The organism is Streptomyces sp. NPDC094032 (assembly GCF_040303965.1).
Lineage (GTDB): Bacteria > Actinomycetota > Actinomycetes > Streptomycetales > Streptomycetaceae > Streptomyces.
Genome location: NZ_JBEOUE010000014.1, coordinates 1 through 17,274, shown reverse-complemented (window position 1 = coordinate 17,274; position 17,274 = coordinate 1). Strand labels below are relative to the sequence as shown.

At 71.8% G+C, this 17,274-nt stretch carries 14 protein-coding genes; 4 read left to right on the top strand and 10 right to left on the bottom strand.

Going from position 1 to position 17,274, the window contains the following annotated elements; translation table 11 throughout:
* Positions 1–11 precede the first annotated feature (11 nt).
* The 3 genes from ABTZ54_RS20510 (at position 12) to mscL (ending at position 2,221) form a co-directional block, all read left to right on the top strand.
* The gene (locus ABTZ54_RS20510) at positions 12–854 is read left to right on the top strand and encodes an S-methyl-5'-thioadenosine phosphorylase (protein ID WP_351665118.1); all 843 of its coding nucleotides are present in this window, start codon (positions 12–14) and stop codon (positions 852–854) included.
* A gap of 218 nt (positions 855–1,072) precedes the next feature.
* Positions 1,073–1,621, top strand: coding sequence for a CpaB family protein (locus ABTZ54_RS20505; RefSeq protein ID WP_351665116.1), 549 nt, complete (start codon positions 1,073–1,075; stop codon positions 1,619–1,621).
* 111 nt (positions 1,622–1,732) lie between these two features.
* Positions 1,733–2,221, top strand: a complete 489-nt coding sequence (gene mscL, locus ABTZ54_RS20500; protein WP_351665114.1) for a large conductance mechanosensitive channel protein MscL — start codon at positions 1,733–1,735, stop codon at positions 2,219–2,221.
* A gap of 19 nt (positions 2,222–2,240) precedes the next feature.
* Here the strand turns inward: mscL and ABTZ54_RS20495 are convergent, their stop codons facing one another.
* The 10 genes from ABTZ54_RS20495 to nirB form a co-directional block, all read right to left on the bottom strand.
* Positions 2,241–2,456 (bottom strand): hypothetical protein, encoded by a 216-nt coding sequence (locus ABTZ54_RS20495; protein ID WP_351665112.1) that lies wholly within the window; start codon positions 2,454–2,456, stop codon positions 2,241–2,243.
* Positions 2,457–2,531: 75 nt separating this feature from the next.
* Positions 2,532–2,951, bottom strand: a complete 420-nt coding sequence (locus tag ABTZ54_RS20490; RefSeq protein ID WP_351665110.1) for a hypothetical protein — start codon at positions 2,949–2,951, stop codon at positions 2,532–2,534.
* A complete protein-coding gene (locus tag ABTZ54_RS20485) occupies positions 2,948–3,634 on the bottom strand; it encodes a QcrA and Rieske domain-containing protein (protein WP_351665108.1) in 687 nt (228 codons plus the stop codon). Before ABTZ54_RS20485 ends, ABTZ54_RS20490 begins: the two co-directional genes overlap by 4 nt.
* A complete protein-coding gene (locus tag ABTZ54_RS20480) occupies positions 3,631–4,230 on the bottom strand; it encodes a 4Fe-4S dicluster domain-containing protein (protein ID WP_351665106.1) in 600 nt (199 codons plus the stop codon). Before ABTZ54_RS20480 ends, ABTZ54_RS20485 begins: the two co-directional genes overlap by 4 nt.
* Positions 4,231–4,238: 8 nt before the next feature.
* Positions 4,239–6,551 carry a molybdopterin oxidoreductase family protein gene (locus ABTZ54_RS20475; protein WP_351665104.1) on the bottom strand — a complete coding sequence of 771 codons (2,313 nt, stop codon included), beginning with the start codon at positions 6,549–6,551 and terminating at the stop codon, positions 4,239–4,241.
* Positions 6,548–7,765 carry an MFS transporter gene (locus ABTZ54_RS20470; RefSeq protein ID WP_502997283.1) on the bottom strand — a complete coding sequence of 406 codons (1,218 nt, stop codon included), beginning with the start codon at positions 7,763–7,765 and terminating at the stop codon, positions 6,548–6,550. The genes ABTZ54_RS20475 and ABTZ54_RS20470 overlap by 4 nt, the downstream gene beginning before the upstream one ends.
* A 109-nt stretch (positions 7,766–7,874) precedes the next feature.
* The gene (gene pflA / locus ABTZ54_RS20465; RefSeq protein ID WP_351665102.1) at positions 7,875–8,675 is read right to left on the bottom strand and encodes a pyruvate formate-lyase-activating protein; all 801 of its coding nucleotides are present in this window, start codon (positions 8,673–8,675) and stop codon (positions 7,875–7,877) included.
* Positions 8,676–8,842: 167 nt separating this feature from the next.
* A complete protein-coding gene (pflB, locus tag ABTZ54_RS20460) occupies positions 8,843–11,113 on the bottom strand; it encodes a formate C-acetyltransferase (RefSeq protein ID WP_351665100.1) in 2,271 nt (756 codons plus the stop codon).
* 177 nt (positions 11,114–11,290) lie between these two features.
* A complete protein-coding gene (locus ABTZ54_RS20455) occupies positions 11,291–12,715 on the bottom strand; it encodes an MFS transporter (RefSeq protein WP_351665098.1) in 1,425 nt (474 codons plus the stop codon).
* Positions 12,716–12,820: 105 nt separating this feature from the next.
* A complete protein-coding gene (gene nirB / locus ABTZ54_RS20450) occupies positions 12,821–15,631 on the bottom strand; it encodes a nitrite reductase large subunit NirB (RefSeq protein WP_351665096.1) in 2,811 nt (936 codons plus the stop codon).
* A gap of 709 nt (positions 15,632–16,340) precedes the next feature.
* On the opposite strand from nirB, the gene ABTZ54_RS20445 reads away from it, so the two are divergent.
* Complete coding sequence (locus ABTZ54_RS20445) at positions 16,341–17,075, top strand: sirohydrochlorin chelatase (RefSeq protein WP_351665094.1); 735 nt, start codon at positions 16,341–16,343, stop codon at positions 17,073–17,075.
* Positions 17,076–17,274 lie beyond the last annotated feature (199 nt).

Here is a 17,274-nt window from a genome sequence, read left to right as displayed (position 1 = left end):
GGGTGACCGCCATGACGAGCGACGTGTTCGCGGACATCGGCGTGATCGGCGGCTCCGGGTTCTACTCCTTCCTGGACGATGTGACCGAGGTGTCGGTCGACACCCCGTACGGCAGCCCCAGCGACTCCCTCTTCCTCGGCGAGCTCGCCGGCCGACGGGTCGCCTTCCTCCCCCGGCACGGCCGCGGCCACAGCGTGCCGCCGAACCGGATCAATTACCGCGCCAACCTCTGGGCCCTGCGCTCGGTCGGCGTCCGGCAGGTCCTCGGGCCCTGCGCGGTGGGTGGTCTGCGCGAGGAGCACGGCCCCGGCACCCTCGTCGTGCCCGACCAGCTGGTCGACCGGACGAGGACCCGCGCACAGACCTACTTCGACGGGGAGCCACGCGCGGACGGGGCCGTCCCGAACGTGGTCCACGTCGCCTTCGCCGACCCCTACTGCCCCGACGGGCGCAAGGTCGCCCTGAAGGCCGCCCGGGGGCGGGGCTGGGAACCCGTCGACGGCGGCACGATGGTCGTCGTCGAGGGCCCCCGCTTCTCCACCCGCGCCGAGTCGCGGTGGCACGCGGCCGCGGGCTGGTCGGTGGTCGGCATGACCGGCCACCCCGAGGCCGTACTCGCCCGGGAACTGGGACTCTGCTACACCTCCTTCGCACTGGTGACGGACCTGGACGCCGGCGCGGAGACGGGGGACGGCGTCTCGCACTCCGAGGTACTGCGTGTGTTCGGCGAGAACGTGGGCCGGCTGCGTGATGTGCTCTTCGACGCGGTGGGCGCGCTCCCCGCGACGACCGACCGGGACTGCCTGTGCACCCGGGTCCACGACGGGTGGGACCTGGGGATCGAACTGCCCTGAGCCGCACGGCGGGGTGAGGAACGCGCCGTGTGGTCCGGACTGGCTCAAGCGTCGCGGACATCGCCGCCCGGCGGCAATCGCTCGCGGGGGTGAGGAAGTTGTCCACAGCGGCCCGGCTGTCCACAGGCCGGAGCGGGATCGCCGCGAGGACGGGATGGTGAGTGCGGTTCGCCGGACGGTCCGGCGGACGGCTCGTCCCACGACAGGCGGTATCCGCGATGACCTCAGACTCCTGCCTTCCCCACACCCGCACCTCGGTGCCCACGCCGTGCGGTGTCCCTCAGTTCGATCCGCTGCGCGTACGCGGCGGGAGGCTTCGGCTGCGGCGGGCCCTGCGGCGCAGGCGCCGGGCTCCCGCCGCGGTTCTGGCGCTGGCGGCCGCCACCCTCGCCGCGGCCGGTGTGGCGGGGGCCGACGACCTGGTCGCCCAGCCGCGGCCCCGGCCCGTGGCGCAGGAGCGGCACCGGCCGCCCGCCGTGCCGCTCGTGTCGGCCCCGGTGCGGATCGCCGACGCGGAGACCGTCCGGCTGCTGCGGCCCGGCGACCGGGTGGACGTGATCGCCGCGCCCGCCATGACGACGCTCGGGGCCGGCGGGAGCGGCGAGGCCCGTGTGGTGGCCTCGGGTGTCCGAGTGGCCGAAGTACCCGGCCCGGGTGAGACTCGTTCGGACGGTGGGGCGTTGGTCGTCCTGTCCGTTCCTCGGCCGACGGCGGCGGCGCTCGCCGGTGCGGGCATGACGTCCCAACTGGCGGTGACGCTGTGCTGATTCGCACTGACGGACTGTCAAGTCACCGTCCCGTGTGTACGGATTGGACGCCTCTGCGCCGATCGCGGCGTAATGGCTCCGCACACTGCACACAAGACGAAGGGCACCACGGTGAGCGCGAAGAAGGAAAGCGTGCTGGACGGCTTCAAAGCCTTCCTCATGCGGGGCAATGTCATCGATCTGGCGGTGGCGGTCGTCATCGGTGCCGCGTTCACCAACATCGTGAACTCGGTGGTGAAGGGTCTCATCAACCCGATCGTCGGCGCCTTCGGCACCAAGAACCTGGAGAGCTACAAGTCCTGCATCAAGGACCCGTGCAAGATCGTGAACGGCGAGATGCAGGGCATCCAGCTGGAGTGGGGCCTGGTGCTCAGCGCCATCCTCAGCTTCATCATCACCGCGGCCGTCGTCTACTTCCTGATGGTGCTGCCCATGGCCAAGGTGCTGGCCAAGCGCGCCGCGCACGACAAGGCCAAGGAAGGCGTGCAGGAGACCCTGGAGGTCAGCGAGCTGGAGGTCCTGAAGGAGATCCGCGACACCCTCGTCGCCCAGCGGGGTCCGTCCTCCGGCGCGAGCACCGGGACGCACCCCACCTCCTGACCGACGGCTCGCGTCGGCGTCAGAGGTGGTGCGGCGGCTTCTCGTCGAGGAAGCGCGCGAGGTCGGCGGCGCTGTCGCCGCCGGCCGGAGGCCGCTCGCCCCATCCCCGGTCCGTGTCGTCCGCGGACTGCTGGTCCAGTGGATCGTCGAAGATCAGTGCCGGCCTGGGTTGGGGATCGGGTCGGGAGTCGGACTGCTTCGCTGCTCGCGGTCCGGAGGCGGGGGCGGTGCTCATGTCTTCAGGGTACGCCGGGATCACCGCCCCGTACCGGGCCGACCGGTGGCCCTGGCCGGCGCCGACCGTGGACCGTCAGCGGTCCTTCGGGTCGAGCAGCCACAGGCCCAGGACGACGAGGAAGGACAGGACCAGGAAGCCCGCCCCCCACCAGGCGGTCCCGGTGTCGCCCGCCATCCACTCGTCGACCACGACCGTCAGGCCCCACAGCTGGCCCACGACCACGGTGAGAGCCAGCACCAGGCGGGCGGTGAGCTTGGAGGAGCGTTCGGGCTCCTGCTCGCTCCCGGCGCCCGGGCCGGGACCGGTGTTCCGGATCCGGGGGTCGCCGTAGCCGCTGGTGGGGCGGATCTGGGGGTAGCGCTCGTGGACCGGGCGGTTGAGGCGCGGCTGGGCGCTGCCGGGGGTGTAGGCGGGCCGGGGCGGGAGCTCCCGCGGGGTCTCCGGCGGGTGGCCCGGGGCGGCCGGGTCCTTGGGGAACGGGGTGTCGGTCATGTCCGGCGGCTCCTTTCCAGGGTGCTGCCGAGCGGGCTGCCGGCTCCGGCGCCCGGGCAGCCGAGGCGGCCCGCGAGGTCGGGGCGGCTGTCGCCGAGCTGGCGGCAGAGGCCCTCCTGGACGCTCTCGCCGGAGCGGGTGGTGCCCACGGCCCAGACGCTGCCGTCGGCGCCCTCGACGAGGAGGACCTTGGGCAGCGGCCGGGGCGGCGGGCCCGCGGTCACCTCGCCGGTGCGGGCGTCGAAGACTCCCTCGTGGCAGGGGCAGTACAGCTCGCCCTCGCTCCCCCGGTCCTTGCGCCAGAGCACGGCGCAGGCGAGGTGGGTGCAGACGGCGGAGTAGCCGGCGAGGGTGCCGTCGTCCAGGCGGACGGCGACGGCGCGGTCCTCCTCGTCCGGGTAGCGGAAGGCGACCGACTCGCCGGGCGGGATCGAGTCGGCGATCCTCTTGGGTTCGGGTGCCCCGTCGGTGTCGCCGTGCCGGTGCAGGATGCCGGAGGCGACGCCGATGCCGCCGACGGCCAGGCCGCCGGAGACGGTGGCGACGATCCGCAGGTAGTCACGGCGGGTGGTGAGGGAGTCGGCGGAGACGCGGTCGCGGAGGGCGGCCTGGGCGGCGTCGGGTGCTTCGGATGCCTCGGATGCTTCGGAGCCGTTGTCGGGGGGCTGTTCGGTGAGGCTCATCGGACGTCCACTCCGTTGACTTCGACGATGGGCAGACCGCCGGGGACCGGCCATTGGACCTTGTCGGCCGGGACGACCATCGCCACGCCGGTGGAGACGGTGGTGGAGCCGAAGGTGAAGGAGTCGGCGACCTGGACGCCGGGGCGTTCGGCGCGCAGCTCGTCGAGGGTTCCGTAGAAGAGGGCGCCGGTGGGGCAGACGGTGGCGCACATGGGGGCGAGGCCGTAGGCGGTGCGGTCGTAGCAGAGGTTGCACTTCATCTGCAGCTTCGCCTGGAGGTCGATCTTCGGTACGCCGAAGGGGCAGGCGTTGACGCAGTTGGCGCAGCCGATGCAGCGGCTGGTGTCGGCCTGCTGCACGACACCGTCGGCGGTGACCAGGATGGCGTCGGCGGGGCAGACCTCGGCGCACGGGGCGACGGGGTCCTCGCAGTGCATGCAGACGGTGGGAAGGGAGGCTACGGAGCGCCCCTCTTCGGGGTAGTCCAGGTGGATCATCGACTTGCCGCGGTGCGAGTCGCATTCGCGGCAGGCGGAGACGCAGGCCTGGCAGCCGATGCAGCGGCCCGGGTCGATGAAGATGGTGCGGCCCATCATGTGCGGCGTCAGCTCCTCTCCGAGGTGCCACGGCCCTGCGGGGCCGTGGGGGGCAGGGGGTCGACGCGGGAGAGCTGGGTCTCCGGGTAGGCGACCTGGCCGGGGGCGGTGGGCGGCGCGGGGACCTCGTCGACGCGTTCGGCGAGCTCGACGCGGGCGGCGCAGACCTTGTACTCGGGGATCTTGGAGCGCGGGTCGAGGGCGTCGATGGTCAGCGCGTTGGCGGAGGTCGGCACGGGCCAGTGGTAGGGGATGAAGAGGGTGTCGGGGCGGATGGCCTCGGTGACCAGGGCGGGGAAGACCTCGCTGCCGCGGCGGGTGACGACGCGGACCGGGTCGCCGTTGCGGAAGCCGAGGGAGGGGTGGACCTCGACCCAGGGGCGGGGGGTCTGTTCGACGAGGGCGCCCAGGCGGCGGGTCTGGTTGCCGGAGAGGAAGTGGGCGACGGTGCGTCCGGTGGTGAGGGAGAGGGGGTACTCCTCGCTGTACGGGTCCATGGGCGGGTGCCATTCGACGACCTGCAGATGGATCTTGCCGTCGGGGTGGTAGGTCCGGCCGTCCTCGAAGAGGCGGGGGGTGCCGGGGTGCTCGGTGTCCGGGCAGGGCCAGGCGATGCCGCCGGTCTCGTCGAGCCGTTCGTAGGTGATGCCGTAGTAGTCGTTGACCGTTCCGGCGGAGGCGACGCGCAGCTCCTCGAAGACGGAGCGGGAGTCGGGGAAGTCGAACTTGTCGGCGGCGCCGAGGCGTTTGGCGAGTTCGCAGATGACCCAGGTGTCGGTGCGGACGCCGGCGGGTGGTTCCTGGGCCTTGTTGTGCTTGACGACACGGGCCTCGGCGTTGGCCATGACGCCCTCGTCCTCGGCCCAGACGGTGACGGGGAAGACGACGTGGGCGTTGGCCGCGGTCTCGGAGAGGAAGAAGTCGAACTGGGCGTGGAACTCGGCGGTGTCGTACCCGTCCTTCACCGTGGCGTAGTTCGGGAGGGAGACGAAGGGGTTGTTGCAGATGCCGATGAGGCCGCGGATCTCGCGGCGCTGCATCTGCCAGACCATCTCCATCATGGAGGTGCCGGCAGCCGGCAGTTCGGCCTCGTCGATGCCCCAGATCTCGCAGATCTGGCGGCGGTGTTCGGGGTTGGAGATGGAGCGGCCGCCGGGCAGCAGGTCGGACTTCTGGCCGTGTTCGCGGCCGCCCTGCCCGTTGCCCTGGCCGGTGATGGTGCCGTAGCCGGCGCCGGGGCGGCCGATGTGTCCGGCGGCGACGCACAGGTTGATGATCGACAGGCAGTTCTCGACGCCCTGGGAGTGGTGCTCGACGCCTCGGGCGTGCCAGGCCATGGCCTTGTCGGCGCCGGCGAACATGCGGGCGACCTGGACGATCTGCTCCTCGGGGACGCCGCAGATCTCGGCGGAGCGGGCCGGCGGGTAGTCGGCGACGGTCCGCTTGACCTCCTCCCAGCCGGTGGCGTGGGCGGCGAGGTAGGCCTCGTCGGTGAGGCCCTCGGCGACGACGACATGGAGGACGGCGTTGAAGAAGGCGGAGTCGGTGCCGGGCCGGAGGGCGACGTGCAGGTCTGCGGTGCGGGCGATGGGGGTCTCGCGCGGGTCGACGACGATCAGGGTGGCGCCCCGGTCCCGGGCGCCCCACAGGTACTGGGTCATCACGGGGAAGCACTCGCCGACGTTGGAGCCGGCGATCAGCAGGCAGTCGGTGAGGAGGATGTCGGAGAAGGGGTTGCCGGCCCGGTCGATGCCGAAGGCCAGTTTGTTGGCTCCGGCGGCGGAGACCATGCACAGCCGGCCGTTGTAGTCGACGTGCTTGGTCTTCAGGGCGACCCGGGCGAACTTGCCGACCAGATAGGTCTTCTCGGAGAAGAGGCTGGCTCCGCCGAGCAGGCCGAAGGCGTCGTTGCCGTACTCGCCCTGGATGCGGCGGATCTCGGAGACGGTGAAGTCGAGCGCCTCCTCCCAGCTGGCCTCGCGGAAGGGTTCGTCGCGGTTGCGGCGCATGAGGGGGGAGGTGAGCCGGTCGGGGTGGTTGACCTGCTGGTAGGCGTTGATGCCCTTGGGACAGAGCCGCATCCGGTTGATGTCGTGGTTGCGGGGCTCGACGCCGAAGACCTTCCCCGCGCGGTCGACCCGCAGGTACATGCCGCACTGCACGCCGCAGAAGCAGCAGTGGGTGGGGACGAGGGTCTCGCCGTTCTGGTCGGCGTGCCAGCGGTCGGCGGGGATGCCGCCGGCGTCGCGGAAGTTGCGGGTGCCGGGCGGGGCGACCGAGGGGTCGAGCGGCAGCGGGGGCCCGGCCTGCGCGTGCGTCACTTGAAGCCCTTCTTGACGTGGGTGAGGTAGGCGTTGCCGCGCAGGACGCGCTTGCAGCGGGGGCAGTACTCGGCCCACTCGTCGAATTGGAGCCCGAGGTCGCGCATGGTGCCCTGGAGGTTCTCGACGTAGGGGGCGGCGTCGATGGGCTCGCCGCAGCGACGGCAGGCGAGGAGCCCCTCTCCGTCGACGGCGCCGCTCCCCGTCTCGACCCCAACCCCAGCCCCAGCGGCGCCCCCCACCCCAGCCCCGCCCTCAGCCGCCGCCTTGTCCCGTGCCGTGTACTTGAACAGCTGCATGCCGACGGCCGCCGGGCGCTGGACGATGTGGAAGAACTTTCCGAACGGGATGTAGATGAGAGTGAAGACCACCGACACCATGTGCAGGATCGCCAGGAACTCGTAGCCGCCGCCGTGCAGGAAGATCGAGGAGAAGGTGAGCAGCAGACCGGTCACCGCGATCACGATGAGGGCGATCAGGGGGAGCAGGTCGTAGGCGAAGCGCTGGCCGGTGATGGCTCCGCGGTCCTTCATCCGGCGCCACAGGAAGTAGCAGGCGCCGGGGATGACGAGGACGGCGGCGATGTCCAGGCCGTGGAACATCAGCCAGCCGATGACGCTCAGCGAGTCGAATCCGAGGACCTTGAAGCCCCAGATCCGCATCTCGTAGCCGGGGCCCGAGCCGGTGGACGAGGTGAAGGTGAACCAGCCCCAGGTCAGCGGGAAGGTGATCAGGGCGGCGAGCACGCAGCCCCAGAAGATCAGCTGGTGGGCGGCCCAGCGGGCGTGCGAGCGGGCGCCGAGGAACTTCTGGAAGCCCAGGTAGGTGACGATCATCCGGGGCAGGGCGGTGGGCGCCCTGCGGAAGTTCTCGGCGGAGAAGAAGGCGCGCCAGCCCTGTTTGAAGAGGCGCCGGGCGCCGGGGGCCGAGACCCACACGGTGTAGCGGTAGGCGACGCCGAAGGCGAGGAAGACCGTCGCCACCGCGTAGGGCAGCAGGGCCGAGTCGAAGTCGCGCAGGAGCCGGCTGCCGAGGACGATCGCGAGGATCAGCAGGAGGGAGACGACGACCCCCGCGAGGGTCGCGCGGCGGCGCACCTGGGCGGGGGTCTGCGGCGGCGGGTCGGCGGCGGCGGTCGGCGGCCCGGCGGGAGCCTGGGGCGGCTCGGCGGGAGCCTGGGGCGGCTCGGCGGGGGCCTGCGGGGGCTCGGTCACGCGGTCACCGTAGGGCGACTCGTTAAGATTTGTCCTGTTTTGACGTGCAGGTGGGTGAGTGGGGCGTCGGTCGGCCGACGGGCGCCACGCTCGCCTCCGCTCCCGTCACTCAGACGGCGTACAGGCCGTGGGACCTGAACACCTCGCGCGCCTCGCTGACCTGCTCCGGAGTGGGCGAGGGAGTGTCGTGGAGCGTGAAGGGCTTGGCGAGTGCCTGCCACTTCGCTTCGCCCAGCTTGTGGAAGGGAAGGATGTCCACACGGGAGACGTTGCCGAGACCGGCGGCGAAGGCGGCGACTCCCTCGATGTTGGCGGGGGCGTCGGTCAGCCCCGGGACGAGCACGAAGCGGACGTGGACCTCCTGGCCGAGGTCGGCGAGACGCCGGGCGAAGTCCAGGGTCGGCCGCAGCGGCCGGCCGGTCACCTTCTTGTACGTGTCCGGGTCCCAGGACTTGATGTCGAGAAGGACCAGGTCGGTGTCGCGCAGCAGGGCGTCGGTCGCGCGCACGCCCAGGAAGCCCGAGGTGTCGAGGGCGGTGTGCAGCCCGAGCTCGTGCTTCATCCGGTGCAGCAGCTCGCCGGTGAAGACGGGCTGGAGCAGCGGTTCACCGCCCGAGACGGTCGCTCCGCCGCCGGACGCGGAGATGAAGCGGGTGTACTTGGCCGCTTCCGCGATCACGTCGTCGGCCGAGGTGCGCTTGCCGTTGCGCATCCGCCACGTGTCGGGGTTGTGGCAGTAGAGGCAGGTCAGCGGACAGCCGGAGAGGAAGGTGACGAAGCGGGTGCCGGGGCCGTCGACGCCGGTGGACAGGTCCCAGGAGTGCACGGAGCCCTCGGAGGGCCGCTGGGTCGCCGCGGCGGCCGGGGTGATGGGAGCGGTCGGGATGTCCGAGCCGAGGAGCACGGCCATGGCAGGGCCTCCTGTCCAGGCGGATGGAAGAGGTGGTGCGGGGGGTGCGGAAGGTGGTGCCGGGGTGGAATCGCGCGCGGCTCCGGGGCCCGGGTGAGGGTCGAGGAATCGGGCCCCGGGGCCGCGCGAGTCTGGGGCGGGCCGGCCGGTGAGGGCCGGCCCGGGGGTCACAGGGACCCGTGGAAGGTGCGGTTCAGCACGTCGAGCTGCTGCTCGCGGGTGAGCCGGACGAAGTTGACCGCGTATCCGGAGACCCGGATGGTCAGCTGCGGGTAGTTCTCCGGGTGCTCCATCGCGTCCATCAGCACGTCGCGGTTGAGGACGTTGACGTTCATGTGGAAGCCGTCGCTGGCCATGTAGCCGTCGAGGACACCCGCGAGGTTCTTGATCCGCTCCTCGGGGGTGCGGCCCAGACCGTCCGGGGTGACCGTGTTGGTCAGCGAGATGCCGTCCTCGGCGTCCTCGTAGGGCAGCTTCGCGACCGACAGGGCCGAGGCCACGTAGCCGTGGGTGTCGCGGCCGTTCATCGGGTTGGCGCCCGGGGAGAACGGCTCGCCGGCGCGGCGCCCGTCGGGGGTGTTGCCGGTCTTCTTGCCGTAGACGACGTTGGAGGTGATCGTCAGGACGGACTGGGTGTGCTCGGCGTTGCGGTAGGTCGGGTGCTTGCGCACCTTCCTCATGAACTCCTCGACCAGCCACACGGCGATCTCGTCGACGCGCTCGTCGTTGTTGCCGTACGCCGGGAACTCGCCCTCGATCGTGTAGTCGGTGGCCAGACCGGTCTCGTCGCGCACCGGGGTGACCTTGGCGTACTTGACGGCGGCCAGCGAGTCGGCGGCCACCGAGAGGCCGGCGATGCCGCAGGCCATGGTGCGGCGCACGTCGCGGTCGTGGAGCGCCATCTCGATGCGCTCGTAGGCGTACTTGTCGTGCATGTAGTGGATGACGTTCAGCGCGTGGACGTAGACGTCGGCCAGCCACTCCATCTGCTCGTCGAACTTGCTCATGAGCTCGTCGTAGTCGAGCACGTCCGCGGTGATGGCACCGGTCGCGGGGCCGACCTGGGCGCCGGACTTCTCGTCGCGACCGCCGTTGATCGCGTACAGGAGGGTCTTGGCGAGGTTCACGCGGGCGCCGAAGAACTGCATCTGCTTGCCGACCGGCATCGCCGAGACGCAGCAGGCGATGGCGGTGTCGTCGCCGAAGCGCGGCCGCATCAGCTCGTCCGACTCGTACTGCACGGAGGAGGTGTCGATGGAGACCTTGGCGCAGAACTCCTTGAAGCCCTGGGGGAGCTGCGGCGACCAGAAGACGGTCATGTTCGGCTCGGGAGCCGGGCCGAGGTTGTACAGGGTCTGGAGGTAGCGGAAGGAGGTCTTGCTGACCAGCGGACGCCCGTCCTCGCCCATGCCGGCGATGGACTCGGTGACCCAGGTCGGGTCGCCGGAGAACAGCTCGTCGTACTCGGGGGTGCGCAGGAAGCGGACGATGCGCAGCTTGATGATGAAGTCGTCCACCAGCTCCTGGGCCTGCTCCTCGGTGAGGAGGCCGGCTTCGAGGTCGCGCTGGAGGTAGACGTCGACGAAGGTGGAGGTGCGGCCCAGCGACATCGCGGCGCCGTTCTGCTCCTTCACGGCGGCGAGGTAGGCGAAGTACAGCCACTGGATGGCCTCGCGGCCGGTGGTGGCCGGGCCGGAGATGTCGTAGCCGTAGGAGGCGGCCATCGCCTTCAGCTCGCCGAGGGCGCGCATCTGCTCGGAGAGCTCCTCGCGCAGCCGGATGGTCTCCTCCAGCGAGCGGTGGCCGGCGGGGAGGGCGTTGAGCTCCTCCTTCTCCTCCTTCTTCACCGCGATGAGGCGGTCGACGCCGTAGAGGGCCACGCGGCGGTAGTCGCCGATGATGCGGCCGCGGCCGTAGGCGTCGGGAAGTCCGGTGACGATGCCGGCCTTGCGGGCGGCGCGGATCTCGGGGGTGTACGCGTCGAAGACACCGGCGTTGTGGGTCTTGCGGTACTCGGTGAAGACCTTCTCCAGCTCCTCGGAGACCGGGTAGCCGTAGGTCTCCAGGGCGCCGGCGACCATCCGCCAGCCGCCGTACGGCATGATCGCGCGCTTGAGCGGCGCGTCCGTCTGGAGGCCGACGATCAGGTCCTTGTCGCGGTCGATGTAGCCGGGGGCGTGCGCGGTGATCGAGGCCGGGATGTCGTAGGAGACGTCGTAGACGCCCTTGGCCCGCTCCTCGGGGAACTTGTCCGTGATGGCCTGCCACACGGCGGTGGTCCGCTCGGTGGGGCCGGCGAGGAACGAGTCGTCGCCCTCGTACGGCGTGTAGTTCTGCTGGATGAAGTCGCGGACGTCGATGGCGTCGCGCCAGAGGCCGCCCTTGAAGCCCTTCCAGGCTCCCTCGTTCACCGTCGCTTCAGCAGGGGTCGCAGTCATGGCCCGCACCGCCTTCTCGTCGTTCTACATCTCGCGTCGTTGCTTGCTTCCATTGCACTCCGTTTGATCGATCAAAGGGGGCGGCATTGGTCACCAGTCGATGGCCCTAGGTCCCGTTCCGGGGACGGGAAAAGGCCCCGCCTGGGCGGGGCCTTTTCCGGACGGGGACAGGGCCGGTCAGCTGGGGGCCTCGGCGCCCTTGCGGGCGTAGAACCACCAGGCCACGACGGTGCAGCTGGCGTAGAAGGCGACGAATCCCCACATCGCGCTGGTCACGGCCACCGAGCCGAAGAGGGCCGGGATGAAGAAGAAGCCGTAGGCCGCGACGGCCGAGGTGAAGCCGGTGACCGCGCCGGACTCCATCTCCGCCTGCTTGAGGGCCCTGGCGTACTCCGGGGTGCCCTCCGTCAGCCCCTTCAGGTGGGTGCCGCGGAAGATCACCGGGATCTGGCGGAAGGTCGAGCCGTTGCCGATGCCGGAGAAGAGGAACGCCGCGAGGAAGCAGAAGAAGAAGCCGTAGAAGGAGCCGCCGTCACCGCCCGAGGGGAGGAAGTTGATCACGCCGATGAGGGCGATCGACATGCCCACGAAGGACAGGATCGTGACGCGCGCGCCGCCCCACTTGTCCGCGATCCAGCCGCCCGCCCACCGGGCGAGGGCGCCGACCGCCGGGCCCATCCAGGCGTAGGTGGCGACCGAGTAGTCCGGGAAGGTGGTCTTGATCAGCATCGGGAGCGCGGCGGCGAAGCCGATGAAGGAGCCGAAGGTGCCGACGTAGAGCCAGGTCATCAGCCAGTTGTGCTTGCGCTTGAAGATGACCTTCTGCTTGCTGAAGGGGGTGGAGGCCACCTTCAGGTCGTTCTGCCCGAACCAGGCCACGGCCGCGAGCACCAGCAGCACGGGCACCCAGATGAAGGCGGCGTTCTGCAGGTAGACCGGGGTGCCGTCCGCCTTGTGCTGGGCGGAGCCGATGGCGATCGTCGACCAGGTGATGACGATCGGGGTGAGCAGCTGGACGACCGAGACGCCCAGGTTGCCGAGGCCGCCGTTGATGCCGGTCGCGCTGCCCTTCTTCGCCTTGGGGAAGAAGAAGCCGATGTTGGCCAGGGAGGAGGCGAAGTTGGCGCCGCCGATGCCGCAGAGCGCGGCGATGGCGACCATCACGCCGTACGAGGTCGACGGGTCCTGGATCGCGATGCCCAGCCAGATCAGCGGGACGATCAGCACCACCGTCGACAGGGCGGTGAAGCGTCGCTGGCCGACCATCGGGCCGAGGAAGGTGTAGAAGATCCGGGCCGTGCCGCCGGTCAGACCGGGGATGGCCGTCAGCCAGAACAGCTGGGAGGTGGAGAAGGAGAAACCGACGTCCTTCAGGTTGGTCGCGGTGACCGACCACACCTGCCAGACGACGAACGCCACGAGCAGCGCCGGTACCGCGATCCACAGGTTGCGGTTGGCGACCTTCCTGCCGATCGACTTCCAGAACAGCTCGTTCTCCGGCTCCCAGTCCGTGATGGTGTGGCCGGGACGGTACTGGTCCGTGTCGTACCGGGCGGGTGACGGCCCGCCCTTCGTTCTGCTGTCCTGAGCGATGGAACTCATGGCGATTCCCTGACTTTTCGAGACATTCTTGCCCTTCCAGGCTGCGCCGCCGCGTCAGGGGTACGGGAGGGTCCATCGTCGGCCGGCGGCGTGGCGGAGGTCCCCTCAGTCCCGGGCCCTAGGGACCTCCGGCACCGTCAGCAGCGGCAGCGACACCGACGGGTCGTCCAGGCAGACGCCGGTCCTCAGGTCGAACTCCTGCTTGTGCATCGGCGAGGCCACCACCGGCACGCCCGCCCGGGTGCCCATGATCCCGTTCGCCATGACGTCGGCGCCCGAGAACGGATCCCGGTTGCCCACCGCGTACACCGCGCCCGCGGCGTCCTTGAACAGCGCCGCCTCCGTCCCGTCCGCGAGGACCGCGGCCCGGCCCCGGCCCGGCTCCAGGAACTCCACTCCGTCCACGTGCGGAGCGAAGCGCTCCAGGGCCGCCGGGTCGTCCAGGACCGCCTGCCACTCGTCGCGGTACGCGGCCACGTGCCGCTCCATCTGCGCCTCCAGCTCGGCGCAGATCCCCAGCGAGTCCTCCACCAGGACCTCGCGCAGGTGCTCGATGCCGCCGCCGGTGCCGCCGAGGCGCTCCAGCCAGGCCGAGGTGCGCTCCAGGCGCTCGCCAGTGCGGATGTAGTACATGAGGAAGCGGTCGATCAGCGCGAACAGCTCCGCCGTCGACAGGTCGGAGGCCAGCAGGTCGGCGTGGCGGGGGGTGGTGCCGCCGTTGCCGCAGACGTACAGGTTCCAGCCGCCGGCGGTGGCGATCACCCCGATGTCCTTGCCGCGGGCCTCCGCGCACTCGCGCAGACAGCCCGACACCCCGCCCTTGAACTTGTGCGGGGCGCGCAGGCCCCGGTAGCGCAGCTCCAGGTCGATCGCGAGCTGCACCGAGTCGCCCTGCCCGAAGCGGCAGAACTTCGAGCCGACGCAGGACTTCACCGTCCGCAGCGACTTCCCGTACGCCTGCCCCGACTCGAAGCCCGCGGCGATCAGGCGGCGCCAGATCGCCGGGAGCTCGTCCTTGCGCGCGCCGAACAGGTCGATGCGCTGACCGCCCGTGATCTTGCTGTAGAGGCCGTGGTCGCGGGCCACCTCGCCGATGACGATGAGCTGCTCGGCGGTGATCTCGCCGCCCGGGACGCGCGGCACGACCGAGTAGGTGCCGTCCTTCTGGAGGTTGGCGAGGAAGAGGTCGTTGGAGTCCTGGAGCGTGGCCTGCTCGCCCTCCAGGACGTGCCGCAGTCCCAGTTCGGGGGCGAGGGTGCCGAGGACGTTGGCGACGACGGGCTTGCAGACGGTGCAGCCGGAAACCGCGCCCAGGGGAGCGCCCGCGTCGACCTTCCCGTACCGCTCCATCAATTCGGTGAAGGAGCGGATGTGTTCCGTACGGATCAGCTCGTAGAGCTCGGCGCGGCCCCGGTCCGGGAAGTGCTCGCACAGTCCGCGCGGCTTCTCCACGCCGGCCGCGTCCAGGACCGCCTGGAGGGTGTTCAGGCAGCCGCCGCAGCCCGTGCCCGCCTTGGTGCAGCGCTTGACGCCGCCGACGTCGGTGAGCCCATGCTCGGTGATCGCGTCCCGCACGGCGCCCTTGGTGACGTTGTGGCACGAGCAGACGACGGCGTCGTCCGCGAGGGCCTCCGCGCCCGGCAGCCGCCCGGCGCCGTCCGACGCGGGGAGGAGGAACGCCTCCGGCGGCGCCGGAAGCTGCCGTCCCGCGTGCGGGCGCAGTGAGCCGTACGCCTCCGCGTCACCCACGAGGATGCCGCCGAGGAGCTGCCCGTCCGGGCCGAGCAGCAGCTTCTTGTAGACGCCCTCGCGCCCGTCCGAGAACACGATCTCGGTGGCGCGCGGCTCGTCCGCGAACGGGTCGCCGAAGGACGCCACGTCCGCGCCGAGCAGCTTCAGCTTCGTCGACGTGTCGGCGCCCGTGAACTCCGATCCGCCCGGCCCCGCGAGCCGGTCGGCGACCACCTCCGCCATCTGGTAGCCGGGCGCGACAAGGCCGTAGACCCGCCCGTCGCAGGTCTGGGCGCACTCGCCCACCGCGTACACGTACGGGTCGCTCGTCCGGCAGTGCTCGTCGACCGCCACTCCCCCGCGGTCGCCGACCGCGAGCCCCGCCTCGCGCGCGAGGCGGTCCCGGGGCCGTACGCCCGCCGAGAAGACGACCAGGTCGGCGGGGATCCGCGTACCGTCGGACAGCTTCAGGGAGCGCACCCGGCCGTCGGCGTCGACGTCGACCTCGGCGGCGCCGACGCCCGTGTGCACGGCCACGCCCATCGACTCGATCGTGGCCCGCAGCGCCGCCGCGCCGCCGTCGTCCACCTGGAGCGGCATGAGCCGGGGCGCGAACTCCACGACGTGCGTGGCGGCGCCGAGCGTGCGCAGCGCGCCCGCCGCCTCCAGACCGAGCAGCCCGCCGCCGATGACGACGCCCGTACGGACGCCGTCCTGGGTGCGGACGTACGAGGTGAGGGCGTCGACGTCGTACAGCGTGCGGTACGTGAAGCAGCCGGCCGCGTCGGCGCCGGGGATCGGCGGCACGAACGGGTACGAGCCGGTCGCCATCACCAGCGCGTCGTACGGCACGACGGCGCCGGAGGTCGTGGTGACCGTGCGGGCGGCGGTGTCGATCTGCTCGGCCGGGTCGCCCAGCCGCAGGTCGACGAGGCCGTCGTCGAGCGCGGGGAGGGCGAGGTCCGCGGGCTCCGTGCCCGTGAAGACCGACGAGAGGTGCACCCTGTCGTACGCGGGGACGTCCTCCTCCCCCAGCACGACCGCCCGCCAGCCCGGCCCGCCGTCGGGCCCGGCGAGCGCGCCCCGCTCGGCCAGGGCCTCCAGGAGCCGGTGGCCGACCATGCCGTGGCCGATCAGCACGAGGTTCCGGGTCTGCTGGGCGGGGCCGGCGGGGGCGGCAGCCATGGCGGTCTCCGTGGGGTGGGGGTGCAGGTGGAGCCCGCGGGGGTTCCCGCGCTCCGTCGCCTTCGACGGTAGGGCGGTGCGACCGGCCCGCCGCCCCCGAAAAAGACCCGAGGCACCAGGACTTGCGGCCCTGCGGGACGGGACCTGCGGCGGGGCCGGGCGGCGGGGGCGCGGGCATAGCGTGGGCTACGAGGGGGCCGCGACGCCGAACGACACCGGCGACGCGGCCCCGGACGGACTTTGGGGAGGCCCGGACGAGGCGGGCGGCGATGGCCCGGGCGGGCCTTGGGGACGCTCGGACGAGACCGGCGGTGCTGCCCCGGATGGGACGGGCCTCGCGGAGGGTCGGACGACACGGACGGCGGCCCGGGCGGGCCTCAGGGACGCCTGGACGCGACCGGCGGTGCCGCCCCGGACGGGACGGGCCTCGCGGAGGCTCGGACGACACGGGCGGCAACACCCCGTACGGGCCCTCGGGAGCGCTCGGACGGACCTCAGGAAGGTCCGGACGCGGGCCCTTGGGGAGTGGGGCCGGACGGACCCCAGGGAGCCCGCACGGCCCCCAGGAGGGCCCGGCCGGAAAGCCCGGCCCGAAGCGGAGCCGGCCAGGAGAGCCGGAGAAACGGGGGAACAGGAACAGATCCGCCCTGGAGTGCCGGACCGGTCCCCGGACCCGGCCCCCAGGAGCGGTGTGACAGCGGAGGTAGCCATGCGGGATCTCGTACTCGCCGTGCACGGGAGTGCCGTGCCCGAGGCCGGGGAGACCGTCGCCCGGCTCGCCCGTGCCGTCGAGCGGCTCACCGGCGCGCCCGTCGCCGTCGGGCACCTGGACCATCAGCGGCCGTCGCTTCCTTATGTGCTGGCCGACCGGCCGGGCGCCGTCGTCGTGCCTCTGATGCTCGGGGACGGGTACCACCGGACCGTCGACATCCCCGCCGTCGCCCAGCACTTCGACTGCGTCGTCACCCGGGGCCTCAGCGGCGATCCGGGCGTCGGACTCGCGCTGTACGACCGGCTGCGCGCCGCCGAACGGGCGGCCGGCGGGCCCGCCGACGCGGTCGTCGTCGCCGGGGCCGGTTCGTCCCGGCCGGGCGGCAACGACGGCACGCTGGCCGCCCTGGACCATGTGGCGCACCTGGTCCCGGTCCCGGTGACCGCCGCGTACTGCTCGGCCACCGGTCCGGCCGCCCCGCCGGTCGCGGACGCCGTCGCCTCGCTCCACACCCGGGGCTTCCGCCGGATCACGGTCGCCGCGCACCTCCTGGCCCCCGGCCGCTTCACCCAGGCCCTGGCGGCGCTCCCCGACGTCTGGGCGGTCTCCGAGCCGCTGGCCGACCACGCGCGGATCGCGGGAGTGGTGGCGAAGCGGTACGCCGGGGCTCAGGCCCTCGGGGAGGCCAGGACGGCGACGAAGCCCTCCGCCGGGGCCACGGCGCTCCCGTAGCGCCTCCGCCCGCGGCGCCCCTCCCGACGCACCCCCGAAATCCGCTCCCCCGGCCCCTCGTCTGCTGTCCTGTGGGGCATGACGCAACCGTTCCTGCCGCTCACCCTCGGCTCCGCCGCCCCCACCCCGGGCGGCGTCGGAGCGGTCGAGGGCGCGCTCACCTTCGGCCTGGTCGCGGTGGGCCTCCCCCTGGAGGTCG

Bases quoted from the DNA above. Each gene is read 5' to 3' on its own strand.
- nirB (WP_351665096.1), bottom strand. From the start codon at position 15,631: ATGGCTGCCGCCCCCGCCGGCCCCGCCCAGCAGACCCGGAACCTCGTG.
- ABTZ54_RS20510 (WP_351665118.1), top strand. From the start codon at position 12: ATGACGAGCGACGTGTTCGCGGACATCGGCGTGATCGGCGGCTCCGGG.
- pflA (WP_351665102.1), bottom strand. From the start codon at position 8,675: ATGGCCGTGCTCCTCGGCTCGGACATCCCGACCGCTCCCATCACCCCG.
- ABTZ54_RS20495 (WP_351665112.1), bottom strand. From the start codon at position 2,456: ATGAGCACCGCCCCCGCCTCCGGACCGCGAGCAGCGAAGCAGTCCGAC.
- pflB (WP_351665100.1), bottom strand. From the start codon at position 11,113: ATGACTGCGACCCCTGCTGAAGCGACGGTGAACGAGGGAGCCTGGAAG.
- ABTZ54_RS20455 (WP_351665098.1), bottom strand. From the start codon at position 12,715: ATGAGTTCCATCGCTCAGGACAGCAGAACGAAGGGCGGGCCGTCACCC.
- ABTZ54_RS20485 (WP_351665108.1), bottom strand. From the start codon at position 3,634: ATGAGCCTCACCGAACAGCCCCCCGACAACGGCTCCGAAGCATCCGAG.
- ABTZ54_RS20490 (WP_351665110.1), bottom strand. From the start codon at position 2,951: ATGACCGACACCCCGTTCCCCAAGGACCCGGCCGCCCCGGGCCACCCG.
- ABTZ54_RS20445 (WP_351665094.1), top strand. From the start codon at position 16,341: ATGCGGGATCTCGTACTCGCCGTGCACGGGAGTGCCGTGCCCGAGGCC.
- ABTZ54_RS20480 (WP_351665106.1), bottom strand. From the start codon at position 4,230: ATGATGGGCCGCACCATCTTCATCGACCCGGGCCGCTGCATCGGCTGC.
- ABTZ54_RS20505 (WP_351665116.1), top strand. From the start codon at position 1,073: ATGACCTCAGACTCCTGCCTTCCCCACACCCGCACCTCGGTGCCCACG.